Genomic DNA, 18914 nt, shown 5'->3' with positions numbered 1-18914 from the left:
CAATCTGGCTTATTCGGTGTTCTGACGACCCCAGGTCATTCAAGAAGCGCGGCTTAGGCCCCATTGCGCAATAGCGGAAGCAACTGATCGCCTTGCCGCTTGATCTCGGAAAGATACGGCGTGTCCGAGAGCACGAAGTGTGTGATGCCCAGATCCCGGTACCTGCCGAGCGAGCGGGCGACGTCGGCGGCCGAGCCGACCAGCCAGGTGGTGCCGGCGCCGCCGCCGCCGTACTTGCCCGGCGCCGTATAGAGGTTGTCGTCCAGCACCTCGCCGCGCGCGTGCAGATCGAGCAGCCGCTGCTGACCCACCGCTACCGCCCGACCGTGATCGTTCCAGCCGGCGCCCTTGCCCTTGGCTATCTCGTCGACCTTCGCCTCGGCGTCCGCCCAGGCCTGCCCGGTGGTGTCGCGGACCAGCGTGGTGACCCGCAACCCGAATTCCAGAGGCGGGAGGTCTCGGCCAAGTTCCCTGCTCAAGGCTTTGAGCCGCTCGATCCGCTCCCGGACGCCGTCGAGCGGCTCTCCCCAGAAGAGCTGGACATCCGCCTCGCTGGCCGACACCCACTCGGCCGCCTCCGACGCGCCGCCGAAGTAGAGCTTGGGATGGCGACGATCGCCACAGACATGGATGCGGGGCATGACGGTCGACCCGGTGACCCGGAAGTGCTCGCCCGCAAAGGTCACGTTCTCTTCGGTCCAAAGTCTGCGAACCAGCCGCATGAACTCTCTGGTGCGGGCATAGCGATGTATCTGGTCGCCTTCGCTATCTCCATATGCCGCGAGGTTGTCCTTGCCTGACACTATGTTGATACGCACGCGACCGGCGGTCAGCTGGTCGAGCGTGGCTACGGCGGATGCGAAGTGCGCCGGCCGCCAGTACCCCGGGCGGATCGCGATGAGCGGCTCGAAGGAGGTGGTCCGCGCGGCGAGGGAGGCCGCGACAGTAAAAGTGTCGGGCCGACCCCAGCCGGTACCGATCAGCGCGCCCTTCCAGCCATGCTCCTCAAGCGCCTTCGCGTGGCTGGTCAGCGTCTCCAGGCTGTTGTGGTCCTCGACGGCCGGCTCGCCGCGGTGACCGGGATCGACCTGGTTCGGGATGTACCAAAGAAATTCGGTATCAGCGCTCATTGTCGGGCCTGTATTTTGGCCGGGCATGGAGGTCAATGGCAGGACCTTCCGCTCCGTTGTATTTTGATGATCACTCAAAGGGCTGCCCCTAGCAGCCCTGGCGCCTTGCTCGGCTGCGGTGCAAAGCGGCTTTCGGGCCGGGCAAGGCCGAGATGGTCGCGCAGCGTGCGCCCTTCATATTCCGTTCGGAACAGCCCTCGCCGGCGCAGGATCGGCACCACCGTATCGACAAAGACCTCCAGTCCGGTCGGCAGCACGTCCGGCATCAGGTTGAGGCCGTCGGCGGCGCCGGCGACAAACCATCTTTCGATATCGTCGGCGATCTGCTCCGGCGTGCCGACGATGGTGCGGTGGCCAGTGCTGCCGTTCAGCGCCCGGATCAGCTGGCGAACCGTGAAATCATTGCTGCGGGCGAGCGCGAGCGTGGCCTTGAAGAAGGTGTGGCCGCCGTTGGGGGGCAGTTGAGTCCCTTCCGGCAACTTCTCGTCCAGCTTCAATCGCTCGCGGTCGATGCCGAGCACGCCGGACAGCCGCCCAAGGCTGTAGTCGAGCGGAATGCGATCCCACAGCTCTTCTTGCCGCCGCTCCGCTTCCGCCTCTGTGCTGCCGATGATGGTGGCTAGGCCGGCGAGGTTGAGCGGCACGCCGCCGGTGCGGCCATAGGCGACGGCACGCGCCTTAAGTTCCCGCGCATAGCCGAGCGCTTCCTCGAAAGATTGCGATGCGGAAAACACGGCTTCGGCGTGGCGGGCGGCGAGGTCCTTGCCGTCATCGGACCCGCCGGCCTGGACGACCACCGGATGCCCTTGCGGCGAACGCGGCACATTGTGCGGCCCGTGCACCGAGAAATGTGCGCCCTTGTGGTCGATGGCGTGAACCTTGGTGGCATCGACGAAGCGCCCGCTGGCGACATCACCGATGAAGGCATCGTCCTCCCAGCTGTCCCACAATGCCTTGACGATGTCAGCGAATTCCGCCGCCCGCTCGTAGCGCCGGCCGTGATCGATGGCACCGTTGAGGCCGAAATTGCGGGCCGAGGCGGGATCGGCCGTGGTGACGATGTTCCAGCCGATGCGTCCGCCGCTGACATGGTCGAGCGTCGCGAAGCGCCTGGCGATATTGTAGGGCTCGTTGAAGCTGGTTGAAGCGGTGGCGATCAGGCCGATGCGCTCGGTTGCGGCGGCTACCGTCGCCAGCACGATGGTCGGCTCCAGCGACGTGATCGGACGATAGTCAATGCGGTCCGATATCGCCGCCTGGTCGGCAAGGAATACGGCGTCGAGCTTTGCGCGCTCTGCGATCTTCGCCACCTGCACATAGTGGTCGACGGTGAAGGCGGCATAGGGGTCGACGCCGTCCATCCGCCATGCCGCCGGCGAGAAGCCGGCATGCAGGATGTTGACGTTGAGATGGAGCTGCCGGCCGCTCATCGAAAGACGCCGGGCTCGGGATAAGCGCCGGTCAGATACCAGGTGCCGACGGTGCGGGTCTTGTATTCGGCAGGGTTGTGCAAGGTGTGAATGCGTGCGTTGCGCCAGAAGCGGTCGAAGCCGTATTTGCGCACTGCGGAGCGGGCACCCATCACCTCGAATATCTCGGTCGTGACTTCGAGCGCGACATCGCCTGCCAGCACATTGGCCGCGGCGACGGCAACCGCCGCCTCACCGCGTTCTTGCTCGGTCAGCGCCTTGCCGCGCGCGATCGCATGATCGATCGCCGCCCCCGCGCGATCGGCCAGCGCCGTCGCCGCCCGCGTCTTGACCCAGAGCTCGCCATACTGCCGCTTGATCCATGGATCGTCGATATGGCGCTCGACGCCGGAATACATCCACGGCCGCGAACTATTGAGCGTATAATCTCGCGCCGCCAGCAGCGCGCCCTGGGCCGTGCCGACAAAGACATTGAGCAACACGCTCTGCTGCTGCAGCGGGCCGATGGTGCGGATTGGCAACGACGCGTCGACCCAACCGCGCACCAACTCGCTGTCGTGGATCCTGACGTCCTTGTAGGCGACCTTGCCGCTGCCGGTCTGCGTCTGGCCGATGCCGTCCCAGTCGTCGAGAACGGTGATGCCTTCGCGGTTCGCCGGGATCGCCGCGAATTTCCTCTCGCCGCTGACCTCGTCTTCCCACGAGGTCGAAAGATAGTCGGCGACATGCGAGCCGGAGGCGAAGGGTTTGAAGCCGTTGACGATCGTCCACTCGCCATCTTTGCGGCCGAACAGCGTTTTGGAAAAACTGTTGCCGGTGTTGCCCCAGAACCAGTCGCCGGCAGCCGAACGCCGTAGCAGATCGGCTGAGCGCGGTTCGTCCGAATTGAGCCTGGCGGCGATCAGCGCGCTGAAATGGTAGCCGTAGATATGGCCGATCGAGCCGTCGACCTTGGCGAACTCGCGCCCGATCTTCAGCGCTGTCGAATAGGGTTCGCCGGCGCCGCCGAATTCCTTGGGGATCACGATGGTGAGCAGGCCGCTTTGCTTGAGCAGACGGATCTGTTCGGTAGGCCTGCCGCCAAGCTGGTCGCGCTCGACCGCATCGCGGGCAAAGATGTCGCGCAGCTCGACCGCCTTGGCGATCCATGGATTGGACGTATCGGGATCGAAGGTCATCGTCTCACTCATGCAGATGCGGGAAGCCGTGGCGCTCGGCAAGCAGTGCGAGAATGCGCCTGGTGTCATCGGCGAAGACCTTGCCCTTGGCCCTCGGCAAGTCGGCGGGCGGATCGCTGCCGATGATCAGCACCGGCAGCGACTGGTGCCGTTCGCCGAGCGCGTCGATCACCTTGCCCCTCGGCCTTGCGAACGGGACGCGTTCGACGTCTAGTCTGCTGGCGAGATCGGGAAAGGCAGCGAGCAATCCCTCAACCTGGTTGCAATAGGGGCAGACGAACGTCTGGCCCGGCTGCTTTGGGTCGGCGAAACCCGGCTGGATGAGAAAGAGCGTGTCGCGCGCCATTGCCGGCCTACTCCGCAGCCGCCGCGGCATGCCGCGAAAAGCGGTTTGCCGGCCGCTTCAGGCCGAGATTGTCGCGCAAGGTGCTGCCCTCATACTCATCGCGGAACAGGCCACGGCGGCGCAGTTCCGGCACCACCAGCTCGATGAAATCCTTCAGGCCGCCGGGCATGATCGGCGCCATGATGTTGAAGCCGTCGGCACCGTAATTCTCGAACCGCTCTTCCATGATGTCGGCGATCTGTTGCGGCGTGCCGACCACTTGCCAGTGGCCGCGGGCGCCGGCGATGCGCAGATAGAGCTGCCGGATCGTCAGATTCTCGCGTCGCGCCAGATCGATCACCAGAGCCTGCCGGCTCTTGCCGGCATTGGTCTCCGGCAAATCCGGCACCGGCCCGTCGAGCGGATAGGCGCTGAGGTCGAAGCCGCCGGCCAGCGCCGAGACCAGACCGAGGCCGACTTCCGGCTGGATGAGATCCTGCAGCTGTTCGAACTTCTCCCGCGCCTCGGCTTCGGTGCGGCCGACGACCGGGAAAATGCCTGGCAGGACTTTCAGGTCATCCTCCGAGCGGCCATATTTGCCGAGCCTGCCCTTGACGTCGGCATAGAAGGCGGTGGCTTCGTCGAGCGTGATCTGCGCCGCGAAAATCGCTTCCGCGGTACGAGCCGCCAGCTCTTTGCCCGGACCCGACGCCCCGGCCTGGACCACGACCGGATGGCCTTGCGGCGTTCGCGGCGTGTTCAGGGGACCACGCACCTTGAAGTGCTGGCCCTTGTGGTTCAGCACATGCAGTTTGTCCTTGTCGAAATAGCGCCCGCTTGCTCTGTCGCGCGGGAAGGCGTCATCTTCCCAGCTGTCCCACAGGCCGAGCACGACATCGGCGAATTCCTCGGCGCGGTCGTAGCGCTCGCCATGCTGGATATGCGTCTCGTGACCGAAATTGAACGCTGCCTCCGGATCGGACGAAGTGACCAGATTCCAGCCGGCCCGCCCGCCGCTCAGATGGTCGAGCGACGCGAACTGGCGGGCCAGATTGTAGGGATCGGAAAAACTGGTCGACGCCGTGGCGATGAGGCCGATATTCCTGGTCACAGCCGACAGTGCCGACAGCAGCGTGATCGGCTCGAACGGATAGACGCCGCTATGCGCCTTGCGGCTGGCGGCCTCCAGATCCTTCAGCCGCGCCGCCACGCCGTCGGCGAAGAAGATCGTGTCGAACTTGGCTGCTTCCGCCAGCCGGGCCAGCTCGACATAGTCGTTGAGGCTGGTCCCTTCTCCTGCCTCCGGGTGGCGCCAGGCTGCGACATGGTGGCCGGTGAAGAGAAGAAAGGCTCCAAGCTTGACCTTGTCCTTGCGGCTGGCCATGTTCCGCGCCTCCTCAGCGATACAATCCGCCGACCGGGAATTCCCCGGTCAGCAACCAGGTGCCGATCGTGCGCTTCTTGTATTCGGCCGGATTGTGCAGCGTGTGCGTGCGCACGTTGCGCCAGAACCTGTCGTAGCCGTTGGCCTTGGTGGCTGAGCGGGCGCCCATCACCTCGAAAACCTCGCTCGACGCATCGAGGCCGATTTGTCCAGCGTAGACATTGGCGGTGGCGAGATCGATCGCCGTCTGCCCGCGCTGCTCCAGGGTCAACGCCTCGCCCTGGCCATAGGCGGCATCGAGGCTGCATGCCGCTATATCGGCCAGTTCGGCCGCGGCGAGCGTGCGGATATAGAGGTCGCCATATTTGCGTTGCACGAACGGATCGTCGGTATGTTTCTCATAGCCGGAATAGACCCAGGGGCGCGATTGCGAGACCGTATAGTCGCGGCCTTCGCTCAGCGCTCCTTGCGCGCTGCCGACGAACAGGTTGAGCAGGACCGCCTGCTGGAACAGTGACGTCAGCGTCTGGAATGGCGTCAGCGGCACCGCGGGCGAGCCAATCAGTTCGTCATCACCGACATGCACGTCCTTGAAGGTGACCTTGCCGGAACCCGTCTGGCGCTGTCCGACGCCGTCCCAGTCGTCCTCAATGACGATGCCCTCACGGTCAGCCGGGATTGCGGCTGCCAGCCGGTCCTGACCGTCCTCCCAGGCGACCTGGATATAGTCAGCGATGTGCGAACCGGAAGAAAAGGGCCGAAAGCCGCTCAGGATCCAGCCCGTGCCGTTGCGCCTGGCCGTCGACGTCTTCGACATGGCGTTGCCGGAATTGCCCCAGACCCAGTTCTCCCTTGCCGAGCGTTTCAGCAGTCGGTCCTTCTGCGCCTCGGTCCCGCGAAACAGCACGCCGTTGAGCGGCAGATGATGGTAGCCGTAGAGATGGGCGAGCGAGCCGTCGGTGCGGGCGAATTCGCGCACGACGCGCAGCACCGACAGCCAGGGTGCGCCCTTGCCGCCATAGCGCTTGGGAATCTGCGCCGACGGCAGGCCGCTTTCCTTCAGCAGACGGATTTGCTCGACCGGCCGCCCGCCGGCCTTGTCGCGCGCCACGGCATCCCGATCGAAGATATCGCGCAGTTCGACCGCCGTGGCGACGAACGGGTCGGAAAGGTCAGGGCTGAAGGTCATCGGCGTTTGTCCATGGAAATGCGTCTATTCCGCCGCGATGGTCCGCGCCGGCCGCCAGACGGAAGCGGCATAGGCGTCTTCGCCGAACTCGGCCGGATGGCTCCCGGTTATGCGACTCTCATGGCTGTCGAGATCGGCGAGGAAGAGATCGCGGCTGATGCGCGCGACCACAGCCGGCACATCGCGCCTGATCGACGGCACATCGCCGATCGGCAGGCCGAAACTGACAAAGCCGCCGGGATTGAAGACATGGATATTCCTCAGGAATGGCGCCTCCCCCGGCGCCTTCTCGAGAAATTCATGGCCGAGGCCGAGATAAGGATGGGCGCCGAAAAACTCATCCCGCTCTGCTTCCGACGGCGCGTACTGGTCGCGCCATAGCCGGATGGCGGTGGCGAAATCGGCAAGTTCCGGCTTGCGGGTCGGGTCGGCAAAATAGCCGGTACCGGCGATGACGAAGTCGAAGGCAAATGTTTCGCCGGCGATCTCGGTGACGACCTTGCCGTCTTCGACATCCGCATTTGTCCAGGGGGCACCGAGATGGAGATGAAAATTCTGGTGCCGCACCGCCCGCTCCACCGCATCGAGCGGTGGCGTCGAACCGGCCTCGCGGAAGCGCAGCGCCTGGCGCCAGCGCACCGCAACGGGCAGCAGCGGATAATTGTCATAGGCCCCGGGATAGCCGCGCACGCGGTTGATCGGCACGCTGGCGATGCTGGTGCGTCTGGCGAACAGACGCACCGATTTCGCGCCGGCCTCAAGGGCAGCTCCGGCCGCATCGAATGCCGAAGCCGCCGACCCGACGACAGCGATTGCCTTTCCCTTGAGCGAGGCAAAATCGATTGCCGCCGAACTGTGTGCGACAAGGCCCTGCGGCAAGGCGGCAAGTACCGCCGGTATCACTGGACCGCCGCTGCCGCCAAATCCATTGGCCAGAATGATCTTGCGCGCCGTTTCGACCGATGGCGTGCCGTCGGCTTCGAGGTGCAGGCGAAAATGCCCGCCAGCCGGCTCGATGCGAATGAGACGTGTGCCGTAACGAATGCCGATGCCGAGAAAGTCGCGATACCATTTCAGGTAGTTCGCCCAATCCGTCCGTACGATGCGGTCGAAACCGGCATAGGCTTCCGCACCGTGGCGGGCTTCGTACCAGGACTGAAAACTCAAGCCCGGCAAGCCGAGTTCCGGCCCCGGCAAGCCCTTTGGCGTTCGCAACCGGTTCATCCGCGCATGGGAGAGCCAGATGCCAGCCTTGCTCTCGTCCGGCGCGGCATCGATGACCGTAACCTTGCCGATGCCGGCGCGCCTCAACGCGAAGGCAAAGGTGGCGCCCGTCTGCCCGCCGCCGACGATGAAGACATTGTGGTTGATGCCCTCGCGGTCCGGCACCCAGTTCTGCGGATCAGGGCCGATCAGCCGAAGTGTTTCATGGGCGTGGAAATCTGGATCGGATGGTAAAGCCATTTGGGCTCCGGCTGAAGTTCAAGCGTCGCGCCAAACTCCGCCCCAGTCGGCAAACAGTCCAGAAATGTCTGCTTTGATTGCCCGGTAGTTTTTTTCACTTGCATCCGATTTCACAATCGGGAGCGCCATCGGGCAAATGGAGATCGGAGCTTCCAGGAGACGCGATACTACCCGGCCAGCGGATGACCGGGCCGCAGCCGCGGTCTACGGACCGCCGCGGCCGGTGCAATTGGTGCCGGTATTCCGCTCGCGACTGGAGCGGCGATTGGCGAAGGGTCATGAACCTGCAAGCGGATGGATCCACACTTTGCTCCGCACAAGGGCATTTTGAGACTACGGCCGAGTTCAGAACCCGCCTAATTGCACGTCGTTGCCGCCGATTGCCGTACGCATCGCTGAAGGGTCTTTTGAAGCCGGGAGTGTTGAGCTACCTGTGACGGGTGCCATCAACGAGACGGAGAAAATCGACGAACAGGCCCAAAATCATTTCGCTAAAAGTCACGGATTTACCCGACAGCGCTCAATTCAAACCCGAAGAATTAAGCGTAACATATTGATATGTAATAATATGGTGGGCCCGGAGGATGTACCAAGATTGTTGATTTCATTGGCTTTTTCGTGGGCCAAAGTCGGAAATCTTCCCGTATCGTTCCGTATGGTACCGCGACAGCCAGACAGTCGAACATCGCGGCCCTATCCCGCGGGCTGCCGAACATGTCACAACCGCTTCGTCAGCACCAAATGGCACAGCGCGCGCCAGTATTCCGCGGCCGCCCGGTGAGGCATCATGAGAAGCTTCTTGCAGCACTTGATAAGCGCGACAGCGCCGAGGCGCGCGCAGCGATCGTCAACGACATAGCAGATGCGGCAGCCCGAATTAAGCTGCATGGCGGACTAGCTTGAGGCCCTGTTTGGGAACTGCCACACGGTAGCTCCCATAGCCCACCTTCACGAGCAAGCTTTCCTTGCACATGCGGGCGAGGTAGCAGCGAGGAACGTCGATGTCGGTCAGGTCTTTTGTCCGGACTTCGCCGTTCTCAAGAGCGAGCGAGACGGCGCGTTCCCTCAATGTCGGCTTTGGGCCACCGGCAAGCCGGATCCGCTCGGCGCGGTCGCGATCACGCTTCCGCATCCTGACGGAGGGCTCTGGCGTAGCTTTGAGGGCAATCTGCAACACATAAGTTCGCGGTTTCGTTCAGCCCGGCGAGCCCCGCCTTTTCTACGCCATGACACGATGCTGCGCGCCGGCATCCGATGTTTCCCTACGCTACGATCCGCTTCGATCCTGCCCGCTCACTCTCGGTCATTCTGTCCGCAAAAAAGTCCACCACTTCAGTCATTTAGCCTCTTCAATTGGAGTAATCGCGTCACATCGAGGTAAGCCTGCGCAGGGACCGAACCTTTCCCTTCATTGAAGTGCCCTCTTCCCAAGCTTAGTCAATGAAGCAATTGGGGGCGGAATACATCTGGGCACTGGACTTGGTCGGCGACCTGAACTACCGCCATCTCACGAGCCTGGACTATGCTAGCGCGGAGCGCGCTTGCCAATCCGCTTCTTTCGATCCGTTTCCTTGGGCGTCACTCCCACTGCATCAAGCGCCGAAAACTCGTGAGACCATAATCCGGGCAGCGCCGGCAATTGGCGCTGTTCGGGTACAGCAGTGCTGTGTCCTCTCCTGTTCTACGGACGAAGCAAATCCGAGAGGTTGTCTGACTTTTCTATTTTGTCTGTGAGGTCGAGCCCCGACAGGAGGTCGACCAGATGGCTGGTCATCAGGTCGGCCGCTTGGGAACTACGCCCTGCTTCGATTGCATCGACCAGAGCGTGATGGGCGTGTTTCTCACAGGTCGCGTCGCGCCGTTTCCAGTAGAGTGCGATGATGAGAGAAGAATGAGAGACAAGGTCGCGAACGAATTTGGTGAACACCGAATGTGCAGCGATTTCGGCGACGCCTACGTGGAAACGTGCCGACAGCATGATCGCCTCACTGTCCCGGCCGGCGTGAAGTGCTTCATGCTCCCTCTCGAGATGCTGCCGCAACTGCCCAATGTCGGATGGCACTGCTGCCTTCGCGGCAAGCCAAGCCACCTTTGGTTCAATCAGCGCTCGTGCCTCGAATACCTCTCGCGCTTCCACCGTCGATGGCTGGGCCACGAAGGCGCCGCGGTTTGGCTCCAGCCGCGCCAACCGGTCATGAGCCAGAGCTTGCAGGGCGGCACGAATGACGGTTCGGCTCACCGAATAGATCGACGCCAGCTCATCTTCCGGCAGCTTGGTGCCAGGGGCGAGACGGTGGCTGACGATGGCATCTCTCAGACCGTAGTAAATCGGCGACCAGCGGGCTGCCGGTTTTTCGTCGCGGTCTTCTTCTCTGAGCACTGTCAACATGCTTCTCAACGCGCAGGCACGATACTGCCTGATTCATCCCAAACAGCTCAACGGTCGATGCAATCTAGTATCGCTTACGTGGCGGTCAATCCCGGCACACAGTATCTCAATTTGTGGGGCCAGGCGCGTTCTGGGTCGGCGGTATAGCTGCCGCAGCGCCCGCCGGAGACAGCGATTCATAGATGCCCGAAAACCGTTTGCCGCGGGGAGCAGCGTAGCCACCAATCTTCGATGTCCTCAGACCGACTCTGAAAAGGCTCTCTGCCAAGGTGACCGCGCAGGCGACACCGTCGAGTACGGGAACGCCGTGTTCCTCCGATAGGCTGCCTGCCAGATCGGCCATGCCTGCGCAGCCAAGAACGATCGCCTCCGCCCTGTCCTCGTTGATGGCGCGCGCGATCTCGTCCGAGATTCTGGCCCTGGCGTCCGAGCCCGGCAGTTCGAGATCGAGCACGGCAACTTCCGACGACCTGACTTTCGCGCAGCGCGACGCGAGGCCGTATTTCGCCAGGTTGTGCTCGATCGCGGGGACGGAGCGGGCGAGCGTCGTCACGACGCTGAACTTGCCGGCGACGAGACTAGCGAGGTGGAAGGCGGCCTCGCCGATGCCGATGACCGGGGCCTCGGCGGCGCAACGTGCCGCGTCCAGCCCGGTATCGTCGAAACATGCGATGACATAGGCATCGATAGCGGCCGCCTTGCTCATTTCGGCGACGATACCCGGAATAGCGAAGACTTCGTCGTAATAGCCTTCGATGCTCGGCGGACCATCGCCGGGATTCACCGAAACGATTTCCGTCCCGGCAGAAGCGACGCTCGCCGCGACCTTGCCGATCTTGGCGGTCATCGATGCGGTCGTGTTGGGATTGATGACGAGTATGCGCATGCCGATCAGCCTCAAATCTCGCCGCCGAGATAAAGATGCTTGACCCGTTCGTCGGTCAGCAAATCAGCGGAGTTCCCACTCAGCGCAACGCTGCCGGTAGTCAGCGCATAGGCTCTCTGGGAAATGCGCAGCGCCATGCGTGAGTTCTGCTCGACCAGCAGAACGCTGACTTTCTCGTCGCGATTGATCGCCACGATCGAGCGGGCAAGGTCCTGGACGAGCTTGGGCGCGACGCCCAGCGACGGCTCGTCGAGCAGCAGCAGACGCGGCTTGGCCATCAGCGCGCGGCCGATGACCAGCATCTGCTGCTCGCCGCCGCTCATCGTGCCGGCGGCTTGCGAATAGCGCTCCTTGAGGCGGGGGAAGCGGCCAAGCACCATTTCCAGCGAGCCTGCGATCTCGGCCTTGTCGGATCGGGTGAAGGCGCCCATAAGGAGATTGTCCTTGACCGACATGTAAGGGAAGACACGGCGTCCCTCCGGCACCATGGCGATGCCCATCTTGACGATCGCATCGGGGGCGGCGGCGTCGATGCGCCGGCCATTGTAGTGGATCTCGCCGGACTTGATCTTGCGCAGCCCAGTAATGGCGCGAAGGATCGACGACTTGCCGGCGCCATTGGCGCCGACCAACGCGACGGTCTCGCCCTCATTGACTTCCAGCGACACGCCCTTCAGCGCGTAGACGTGATCATAGTAGAGTTGGACATCAGCAAATTTCAGGATCTGGTTCATAGCCCGATGGCCTCGTCTTCGCTGCCGAGATAAGCCTCGATCACCTTGTCATTGTTCTGGATTTCCGCTGGCGTTCCCTCGGCGATCTTCTGGCCGAAATTCAAGACGACGATGCGGTCAGAAATCTTCATTACGGCAGGCATGTCGTGCTCGACGAGAAGGATGGTGAGGCCGCGCTCGCGCAACCGTCTGACCATCGCCACCATTCTCATCGTCTCGTCGTGGTTCATCCCGGCGAAGGGCTCGTCAAGCAGCAGGATCGACGGGCTCGTGGCGAGGCCGATGGCGATGCCGAGAGCCCGCAAGTGACCGTGCGGCAAGTTTCGGGCGATTTCGCCGGCGAGCGACGACAGGCCAAGCAACGCCAGAATCTCGTCGGCTGATGTGCCAAAGGCTGCCTCGTCAGCCTTAGCCGTGCCAGTACCGAGGAAGAAGCCAAGCAGGCTCGCGGTGGAGCGCAGATGGTGAGCGATGATGACGTTGTCGCGCACGCTCATGTTTTTGAAGATCGTCGTTTCCTGAAACGTCCGGACGACGCCTTTGCGTGCGGCTATGTGCGGCGCGAGATCGGAGATGCGCTCGCCCTTTAAGCGCACTTCGCCCGATGTCGGCCTGAGGAACGACGAGATCAGCTTGAATAGCGTCGACTTGCCGGCGCCGTTGGGACCGATGACCGACAGAATCTCCTTCTCGCGCACCGAAAAGGAGATGTTGTTGACCGCGACGAGACCGCCGAAGCGTTTCGTCAGAGCCGAGACCTCAAGCAGATCGGCCATGGCTCAACCCTTCTTCCGGGTCGTGGCCGCAAGGCTGAGCAGCCCATTGGGCAGAAACAGCATCAGCACGATCATCAAGGTCGAGTAGATCAGAAGCTGGAACCGGCCAGTCTGGAACAGGAGGTCCCAGCCGAAATAAAGCACCAGCGTGCCGAGCATCGGCCCGAATACGTAGCCGAGCCCGCCGAGGAAGCAGTTCAGCATGAAGTTGACAGAGTCGGTGACCGTGAAGCTCGACGGATAGATCGACTGCGAGATGGCGGCGAAGATCGCACCGGCGACGCCGCCGAAGAAGGACGAGACGGCATAGGCTATGACGCGCAGATAGGCGATATTGACGCCGATCGACGAGGCCAGATCTTCGTTCTGCTGGAGCGACTGGCAGAGCTTGCCGACGCGCGAATGAACCAGCCGGTACACCACCGCGAAACAGACCAGCATAAGCGCGACCGCCAGCAGGTAGAAGGCCAGCCGAGAATTATGCAACGTGGCGAAATCCGGGATGATGGTGAGGCCCAGAATCGTGAGCGCCCCAGGCAGCGGGATGCTGACCATGCCCTTGGCACCGTTGGTGATCGGCAGCGCCAGCGCCAGAAGCCGCGCAACCTCGGTCAGCACCAGCGTCACCATGGCGAAGTAGACGCCGCGCAGGCGCAGGATCGGCAGGCCGATAAGCACGCTTGCGGCCGCGCAAAACAGGCCGGCGACCGGCAGCGTCAGCCAGAACGACCAGCCATAGGTCACCACAAGTATGGCCGAGACGTAGCCACCCATCAGCGCATACGCGCCCTGGCCGATATTGATCCGGCCGATGTAGAAAGTGAGCCACACGCCGGCACTGGCGATGCTAAGCAACGCCACCGAGGTGAGCGTGTAATAGAGGTCGATCCGGCCGCTGGCCGAGATCAGAACCGGCACGGCGATGAAGACGATCGCCAGAAAGGCGGCAACCGGGGCGATTTTCACGCTACGCGTCATGGCACCATCAACCCCACGGCTTGCCCATCAGCCCGTTGGGGCGGATCGACAGGAACACCATCAGCGCGGCGAAGATGACGAGGTAAGTGACGTCGCCATATTGGCGCAGCACGGTGAGGCCGACCGACTCCATCATGCCAAGGATGAAGCCGCCGGCGATCGCACCGCCGACAACGCCGGCGCCGCCGATCATCACCATCATGAAGGCCTTGATCGAGATCGGCCCGCCGATGCCGGAATTGACGCCAGTGATGGTGACCAAAAGACCGCCGACGATGCCCGCCAGCATGGCGCCCATGGCGAAGCCGATCATCGAATAGCGGTCGACCTGAACGCCCATCAATTGGGCGGCGACCCGATCCTGGGCCAGCGCCCGCATGGCTCGCCCGACCCTGCTGTACTGCATGTAGAGGACAAAGGCCGCGATGAAGACCAGTGCGAGCACGCCGACGACCATACGGTCATAGGGCATGATGATGCCGCCCTCGTTGAACACGCCCTTGACGATCTTGGGGACACCGCGCTGTTTTTCACCGAACAACAGCAGGATGACCGCGTCAAAAAAGAATGCCGTTGCCGCCGCGAGCAGCATTGTGCTTTCTTCGCGTAGACTTCGCCTGATGACAGTTCGGAAGAGGAATTTCTCCATCAGCGCGCCGACGACAGCGAGCGTCACGCCGGACGCCAGCAGCGCCACAACAAAAGGCAGCCCGAGTTGTCCGTAGATTGTGTAGGTGATGAACCCGCCCAGCACATACATCTGCCCATGGGCGAAGTTGAGCACGTTCATCAAGGCGAAGATAAGCGTGAGCCCCAGTGCGATCAGTGCATATTGGGCACCGAGGTAGAATCCGTTGGCGATGACCTGTTCCATTGACGCCTTCGATCTTCCGAGGGACCCGGAACATGCTCCGGGCCCCCGGCAACGCGGGAGGAAATAACCGCAGGAACCTAACCCTAATCAACCGAGCCGACGAACAGGGTCTGGAAGGCGCCGTCCTTGTACTCATTGACAACCATCGGCACCGCGAGCTGACGCTTCTGGCCGAAAGAGGTCGTCCCAACATAGCTCAGCTTGGCGTCGCCTTTCAGGTAAGGGTTGGGAGCCGAGAAGGTGTCGATGGTCTTCTTGAACTCCTCGACATTGTCGATTGCCGCCGGATTGGCCTTCAGCGTTTCGAGGATGTATTCGAGCGCATAGACCTTGGTATTGGACTCGTCATTGTATTCGCCGAACATCTTGGTGTAGCGGTCGACGAATTCCTTCATCGTGTCGGAGGCGATTTCCGGCGTGGAGGCGCCACCGACGGAGATGAAGCCGTTGGCGTACTCGCCAGCGCCCTCCTCCAGAACCTTGGCGTCCTGCGCCGTTTCGGTCGAGATCAGGCCCTCGAAACCGAGCTCACGGGCGGCGCGGATGAGCAGCGGCGCATTGGCGGGCGCGACGCCGGATAGCACCAGCAGGTCGGGCTTCAGCGAAACGATCGGCGTGAGCACCGGCGTGAAGTCGCGCGTGTCGTTCTGATAGGTGTCGTTCTGGGCGACAATCTCGAGGCCCAACGCCTTGGCTGCCTCGACGCCACCATCGCGCTGGCTCAGCGGATCCGATTCATTGGCGGCAACGAAGGCGATCGTCTTCACCCCCTGTTTTTCCTTGAGATATTTGTAGATCGCCGGGCCCGATTGATAGTTGGCGATCATGCCGAGCACGGCATTCGAGGCAGGCTTCTGATAAAGCGCCTTCGGGAAAGCGTACGGGAAATAAATGATGCCGTTGGCCTCGGCGACCGGACGCACGGCGGCGGCACCGTCATCGACATTCGGGCCGACCACATAGTGGATGCCCTCCTGAGCCATCTTCTCCATGCCGGCGATGGCGCGCTTTGGGTCTTTCTGATCGTCGAAGGTAACGATGTTGACGTTGTAGGTGCTGTCACCGATCTTGACGCCGCCGGTTTCGTTGAGCCAGGCGGCACGCGTCTGCATTGAACGCACATTCGATGTGCCCCAGGCGGCGGCGGAGCCGCTTGTGACACCGACGAATCCGATCTTCAGTTCCTTGTTCTGGGCCTGCACGGACGGGATACCCATGGCGGCGATGGCCAGGGTCGAGACGGCGCCAAGCGCCATCGATTTGAGAGTCGCGCGTCGGTTGATCATTCTGCATTCCCCTTCTGGTTATCGCGCTTTGTGTTTTGCTCATCGGCTGCGCGGATGCCTTAAAGGGAAACCTGGATTGGAAAATTGTCAACATTATTCTTCATTTTCGTATACAATCGTGCGCAAGGTGTGCGAAGGAACGCTTGCGGATTTAGCGTCCGATGCTGTCGTACTGTCCACCACCCGCACCCTCGTCGCGCTATGCCGACGTCGATTTGCCGTCGAGGAGACCAACAGGGTCTCTTGCGACTCTCCCGCCCGGAGCGGCGGCGACTCTGATTTCCGCCTAGGTAGAGAGGAAGAGGTGGCGAAGCCGAGCGAACGCAGCGCGCGGATTAGGTCGCGAGCGATTGCAGAACGCCGGGGTCGGGAGGAGATGCTGCGGCTGACGTCCATCGGAACGAGCGAAGCGACGGGTCGTCAACGTTCTCAAGGAGATGATACCGCTGAGATTGCTGTTCGCTTCGTTTCCGACCTGGCCAGCGTTACACGCTCGGCCCAATGATGCGATCGTTGCTGGCGATCCCCAGGAGATCATTAAGGTGATCGATGCGTGGACGTTCGCCTGTGATATCCTCGAGGAAGCGCAATTGGATGTTGATCGCCACGGAAGGCGGATAACAGCTTGCACTTCGCTAGGTCATTGGCGCTCCATTTCCACCTCTGTCTCTAGACTTTCGATGTCGCGGGAGATCGAAGCGACAGCCAGCGTGCGCCCTTTGCGCTTGAAGCGCAGCAGGCAATCTTTGGCAATGATGTCTCCATCGACCGCGATCTCGTCCCATTGTCCGGCATGACCGACATAGTTGATGGGAATATCGTAATGCTGGCTCCAAAAGAACGGCACGGCGACGAATTTCTCGCGATGGCCGAGTATGTTGAGTGCTGCGGTTTGCCCCTGCCTCTCTGCTACCACCCAATGCTCGACCCGAATGTTCTCGCCAGTGTGAGGATCGGGCCACCGCGCAATGTCACCGGCGGCGAAGATCCCTGGCGCGCTCGTCTCCAGAAACGCGTTCACGACGACCCCGTCGTCAACGGTCAGCCCTGCCTTCTCGGCAAGCCCAGTCCGCGGTCGCACGCCGATGCCGACGACGACGAAATCTGCCGTCAACGTATTGCCACTACTTAGTTTCACGTTGGTGCCGTCGATGCTGCTCGCGGTATCTTCGAGACGGAATAAGACACCATTCTGCTCATGGAGGGCGCGGATGAAGTCGCCCATTTGCGGACCAAGGACCCGCTCCATGGGCCGTCTCTCCGGTGCCACGACATGAACTTCGATGTCGCGCAAGCGCAGGGCCGCGGCAACTTCCAGGCCAATGAAACTGGCGCCAAGCACGACGGCGCGGCGCGCAGTCGTGGCTCGCTCGATGATCGCCTTGCAATCTGCGAGCGAGCGCAGCGTGTGAACCTGTGGCTGGTCGGCGCCGGGGATAGTGAGGCGGACCGGTTCGGCTCCGGTCGCAAGCAGCAGCCTGTCATAGGGGGTCCGGGCGCCATCAGCGAGTACAACCTCGCCAGAACGTGCATCGATGCTGACGACGTCCGCATTGAGATGCAGATCGATATCGTTCTTTGAGTAGAAGCTCTCCCGGCGGAGCGGGATCCAATCCTCCGGTGCTTTGCCGGCGAGGTAATCTTTGGAAAGATTGGGCCGATCAACGGGTGGCGCTTCGTCGTTGCTGAGCATGACGATGCTGCCATGATAGTGTTCGCGCCGCAGTTTTTCGGCCGCTGCGAAACCGGCCGCGCCGCCGCCGACAATGACGATATTCTCGGGAACCTGGCCGGAGCCTCTATCGCGCTGCTTCGGTGCCGTCCGCTTGCGCTTCTCGCCCACAAATATCCGTTCATCGCGTAGTTCCACCGACCAGCATGCGATTGGATTGAAGGCGGGGGCATGCAAGGCCTCGCCAGTGCGCAAATCGAAGCACGCGTGATGCCACGGACACCGGACAGTATCCCCCACCACAAGACCGTCGACGAGCGGCCCACCGTAATGTGTGCATGCCGCCCCGATGGCGAAGACCTCAGCCCCGCGGCGCACCAGCAGTACCTGCTCGTTGCCACAATGGCCGACGAACTTGCCGCCATCGGGAAGATCGGCGAACGCGACGCCCTGGACCAGATCCGGCCCTTCTAATTTGGAATGACCTTCAGCCATTTTCTTCTCCCTTGGCGATACAGTGTCAAATCGCCTGGACGGCTAAGAAGCGGGAAATCTTCAGGTCCGCCGGCCTCGGAATACCTTCCGCCTGGCTAGTGCGCCTTCAGGTGCCCGACACCGCTTTTGCCCAAACGTCCGACCACATCATTTGTTGCCAGTGGGCGGCATGCACGCTTGAATTTCCGATCTCGTGCCCTTCGGCGACGAGCTTGCGGCAGCGCCTTTGTCATCCTTGTGGGTCTGAAGGCCGTGCGCAGCCTAATAGATCGTCTGGCGTGAGGCGCGGCCCGCCAATCGAGCCAGCTTTGGGATGGACCTATCTATGGCGCGTGTAGGGAATGGGGTAAAATAAGCCGACAGCGGGCTCCGAAGGGTCGCAGTTGTTGTGAGTCTCAACGGTCGGAAAGTGCGAGCCAAGTTCAGATGTGTGAGCAGGGATTTGCATAAGTTCGTCCGTTGACTGGAAGACTGCACGAATGCGCCACGCTCGCGCAGCAAATCGATCGGCAGTCCTCGGGAGCCTACCATAAATCAATAAAATCAACGCGATACACCGTGGTTCGCCAATATTGACTTGGCCAACCAAACCAAAATATGATGCTAAGTCATTGATAAATAACGACAATGGTGGGCCCGGAGGATGCGCCAAAAACATTGATTTCATTGGCGCGCCCGGCAAGGCTTGAATACAGGACGAATTCCACTTTGAAGCTGGTACGCC

General features: G+C 62.0%; 15 protein-coding genes. All 15 read right to left on the bottom strand.

Translation table 11 applies throughout. The features are described 5' to 3' along the window. Nucleotides 1-53: 53 nt before the first annotated feature. The 15 genes from NKJ28_RS27230 to NKJ28_RS27160 all read right to left on the bottom strand — a co-directional run bounded on the left by NKJ28_RS27230 (nt 54) and on the right by NKJ28_RS27160 (nt 18190). The gene (locus tag NKJ28_RS27230) at nt 54-1130 is read right to left on the bottom strand and encodes an LLM class flavin-dependent oxidoreductase (RefSeq protein ID WP_023679438.1); all 1077 of its coding nucleotides are present in this window, start codon (nt 1128-1130) and stop codon (nt 54-56) included. A gap of 74 nt (nt 1131-1204) precedes the next feature. Then, nucleotides 1205-2560 carry an LLM class flavin-dependent oxidoreductase gene (locus NKJ28_RS27225; RefSeq protein ID WP_023679437.1) on the bottom strand — a complete coding sequence of 452 codons (1356 nt, stop codon included), beginning with the start codon at nt 2558-2560 and terminating at the stop codon, nt 1205-1207. Then, nucleotides 2557-3738 (bottom strand): acyl-CoA dehydrogenase family protein, encoded by a 1182-nt coding sequence (locus tag NKJ28_RS27220; protein ID WP_352637664.1) that lies wholly within the window; start codon nt 3736-3738, stop codon nt 2557-2559. The genes NKJ28_RS27225 and NKJ28_RS27220 overlap by 4 nt, the downstream gene beginning before the upstream one ends. Before the next feature lie 4 nt (nt 3739-3742). Then, nucleotides 3743-4084, bottom strand: coding sequence for a DUF3088 domain-containing protein (locus NKJ28_RS27215; RefSeq protein ID WP_352637662.1), 342 nt, complete (start codon nt 4082-4084; stop codon nt 3743-3745). A gap of 7 nt (nt 4085-4091) precedes the next feature. Beyond that, the gene (locus tag NKJ28_RS27210; RefSeq protein ID WP_352637661.1) at nt 4092-5447 is read right to left on the bottom strand and encodes an LLM class flavin-dependent oxidoreductase; all 1356 of its coding nucleotides are present in this window, start codon (nt 5445-5447) and stop codon (nt 4092-4094) included. Between the two features lie 13 nt (nt 5448-5460). Next, on the bottom strand, nt 5461-6636 hold the full coding sequence (locus tag NKJ28_RS27205) for an acyl-CoA dehydrogenase family protein (protein ID WP_352637659.1): 1176 nt from the start codon (nt 6634-6636) through the stop codon (nt 5461-5463). A 24-nt stretch (nt 6637-6660) separates the two neighbouring features. Next, nucleotides 6661-8100, bottom strand: coding sequence for an NAD(P)-binding domain-containing protein (locus NKJ28_RS27200; RefSeq protein ID WP_352637657.1), 1440 nt, complete (start codon nt 8098-8100; stop codon nt 6661-6663). Between the two features lie 1681 nt (nt 8101-9781). Next, complete coding sequence (locus tag NKJ28_RS27195) at nt 9782-10489, bottom strand: GntR family transcriptional regulator (RefSeq protein ID WP_352637655.1); 708 nt, start codon at nt 10487-10489, stop codon at nt 9782-9784. 106 nt (nt 10490-10595) lie between these two features. After that, nucleotides 10596-11375: an aspartate/glutamate racemase family protein gene (locus tag NKJ28_RS27190; RefSeq protein WP_352637653.1), complete on the bottom strand. Its 780-nt coding sequence runs from the start codon at nt 11373-11375 to the stop codon at nt 10596-10598. Between the two features lie 11 nt (nt 11376-11386). Continuing rightward, a complete protein-coding gene (locus NKJ28_RS27185; protein WP_023679427.1) occupies nt 11387-12109 on the bottom strand; it encodes an ABC transporter ATP-binding protein in 723 nt (240 codons plus the stop codon). Further along, nucleotides 12106-12885: an ABC transporter ATP-binding protein gene (locus NKJ28_RS27180; protein ID WP_352637650.1), complete on the bottom strand. Its 780-nt coding sequence runs from the start codon at nt 12883-12885 to the stop codon at nt 12106-12108. Before NKJ28_RS27180 ends, NKJ28_RS27185 begins: the two co-directional genes overlap by 4 nt. A gap of 3 nt (nt 12886-12888) precedes the next feature. Continuing rightward, on the bottom strand, nt 12889-13863 hold the full coding sequence (locus NKJ28_RS27175) for a branched-chain amino acid ABC transporter permease (protein ID WP_023679425.1): 975 nt from the start codon (nt 13861-13863) through the stop codon (nt 12889-12891). A 7-nt stretch (nt 13864-13870) separates the two neighbouring features. Next, complete coding sequence (locus NKJ28_RS27170) at nt 13871-14737, bottom strand: branched-chain amino acid ABC transporter permease (protein ID WP_023679424.1); 867 nt, start codon at nt 14735-14737, stop codon at nt 13871-13873. Between the two features lie 83 nt (nt 14738-14820). Further along, complete coding sequence (locus tag NKJ28_RS27165; RefSeq protein ID WP_023679423.1) at nt 14821-16023, bottom strand: ABC transporter substrate-binding protein; 1203 nt, start codon at nt 16021-16023, stop codon at nt 14821-14823. A gap of 640 nt (nt 16024-16663) precedes the next feature. Further along, nucleotides 16664-18190 carry an FAD-dependent oxidoreductase gene (locus tag NKJ28_RS27160; protein ID WP_031212556.1) on the bottom strand — a complete coding sequence of 509 codons (1527 nt, stop codon included), beginning with the start codon at nt 18188-18190 and terminating at the stop codon, nt 16664-16666. Nucleotides 18191-18914 lie beyond the last annotated feature (724 nt).

Origin of the sequence: Mesorhizobium sp. M0145 (assembly GCF_040322355.1) — a bacterium.
In the GTDB taxonomy this organism is placed as follows: Bacteria; Pseudomonadota; Alphaproteobacteria; order Rhizobiales; family Rhizobiaceae; genus Mesorhizobium.
This window is presented reverse-complemented; position numbering and strand designations above follow the sequence as displayed.

Coding starts and splice junctions, on each gene's coding strand:
- NKJ28_RS27160 (WP_031212556.1), bottom strand. CDS start 18,190: ATGGCTGAAGGTCATTCCAAATTAGAAGGGCCGGATCTGGTCCAGGGC.
- NKJ28_RS27230 (WP_023679438.1), bottom strand. CDS start 1,130: ATGAGCGCTGATACCGAATTTCTTTGGTACATCCCGAACCAGGTCGAT.
- NKJ28_RS27215 (WP_352637662.1), bottom strand. CDS start 4,084: ATGGCGCGCGACACGCTCTTTCTCATCCAGCCGGGTTTCGCCGACCCA.
- NKJ28_RS27180 (WP_352637650.1), bottom strand. CDS start 12,885: ATGGCCGATCTGCTTGAGGTCTCGGCTCTGACGAAACGCTTCGGCGGT.
- NKJ28_RS27200 (WP_352637657.1), bottom strand. CDS start 8,100: ATGGCTTTACCATCCGATCCAGATTTCCACGCCCATGAAACACTTCGG.
- NKJ28_RS27170 (WP_023679424.1), bottom strand. CDS start 14,737: ATGGAACAGGTCATCGCCAACGGATTCTACCTCGGTGCCCAATATGCA.
- NKJ28_RS27205 (WP_352637659.1), bottom strand. CDS start 6,636: ATGACCTTCAGCCCTGACCTTTCCGACCCGTTCGTCGCCACGGCGGTC.
- NKJ28_RS27185 (WP_023679427.1), bottom strand. CDS start 12,109: ATGAACCAGATCCTGAAATTTGCTGATGTCCAACTCTACTATGATCAC.
- NKJ28_RS27220 (WP_352637664.1), bottom strand. CDS start 3,738: ATGACCTTCGATCCCGATACGTCCAATCCATGGATCGCCAAGGCGGTC.
- NKJ28_RS27175 (WP_023679425.1), bottom strand. CDS start 13,863: ATGACGCGTAGCGTGAAAATCGCCCCGGTTGCCGCCTTTCTGGCGATC.
- NKJ28_RS27225 (WP_023679437.1), bottom strand. CDS start 2,560: ATGAGCGGCCGGCAGCTCCATCTCAACGTCAACATCCTGCATGCCGGC.
- NKJ28_RS27165 (WP_023679423.1), bottom strand. CDS start 16,023: ATGATCAACCGACGCGCGACTCTCAAATCGATGGCGCTTGGCGCCGTC.
- NKJ28_RS27210 (WP_352637661.1), bottom strand. CDS start 5,447: ATGGCCAGCCGCAAGGACAAGGTCAAGCTTGGAGCCTTTCTTCTCTTC.
- NKJ28_RS27195 (WP_352637655.1), bottom strand. CDS start 10,489: ATGTTGACAGTGCTCAGAGAAGAAGACCGCGACGAAAAACCGGCAGCC.
- NKJ28_RS27190 (WP_352637653.1), bottom strand. CDS start 11,375: ATGCGCATACTCGTCATCAATCCCAACACGACCGCATCGATGACCGCC.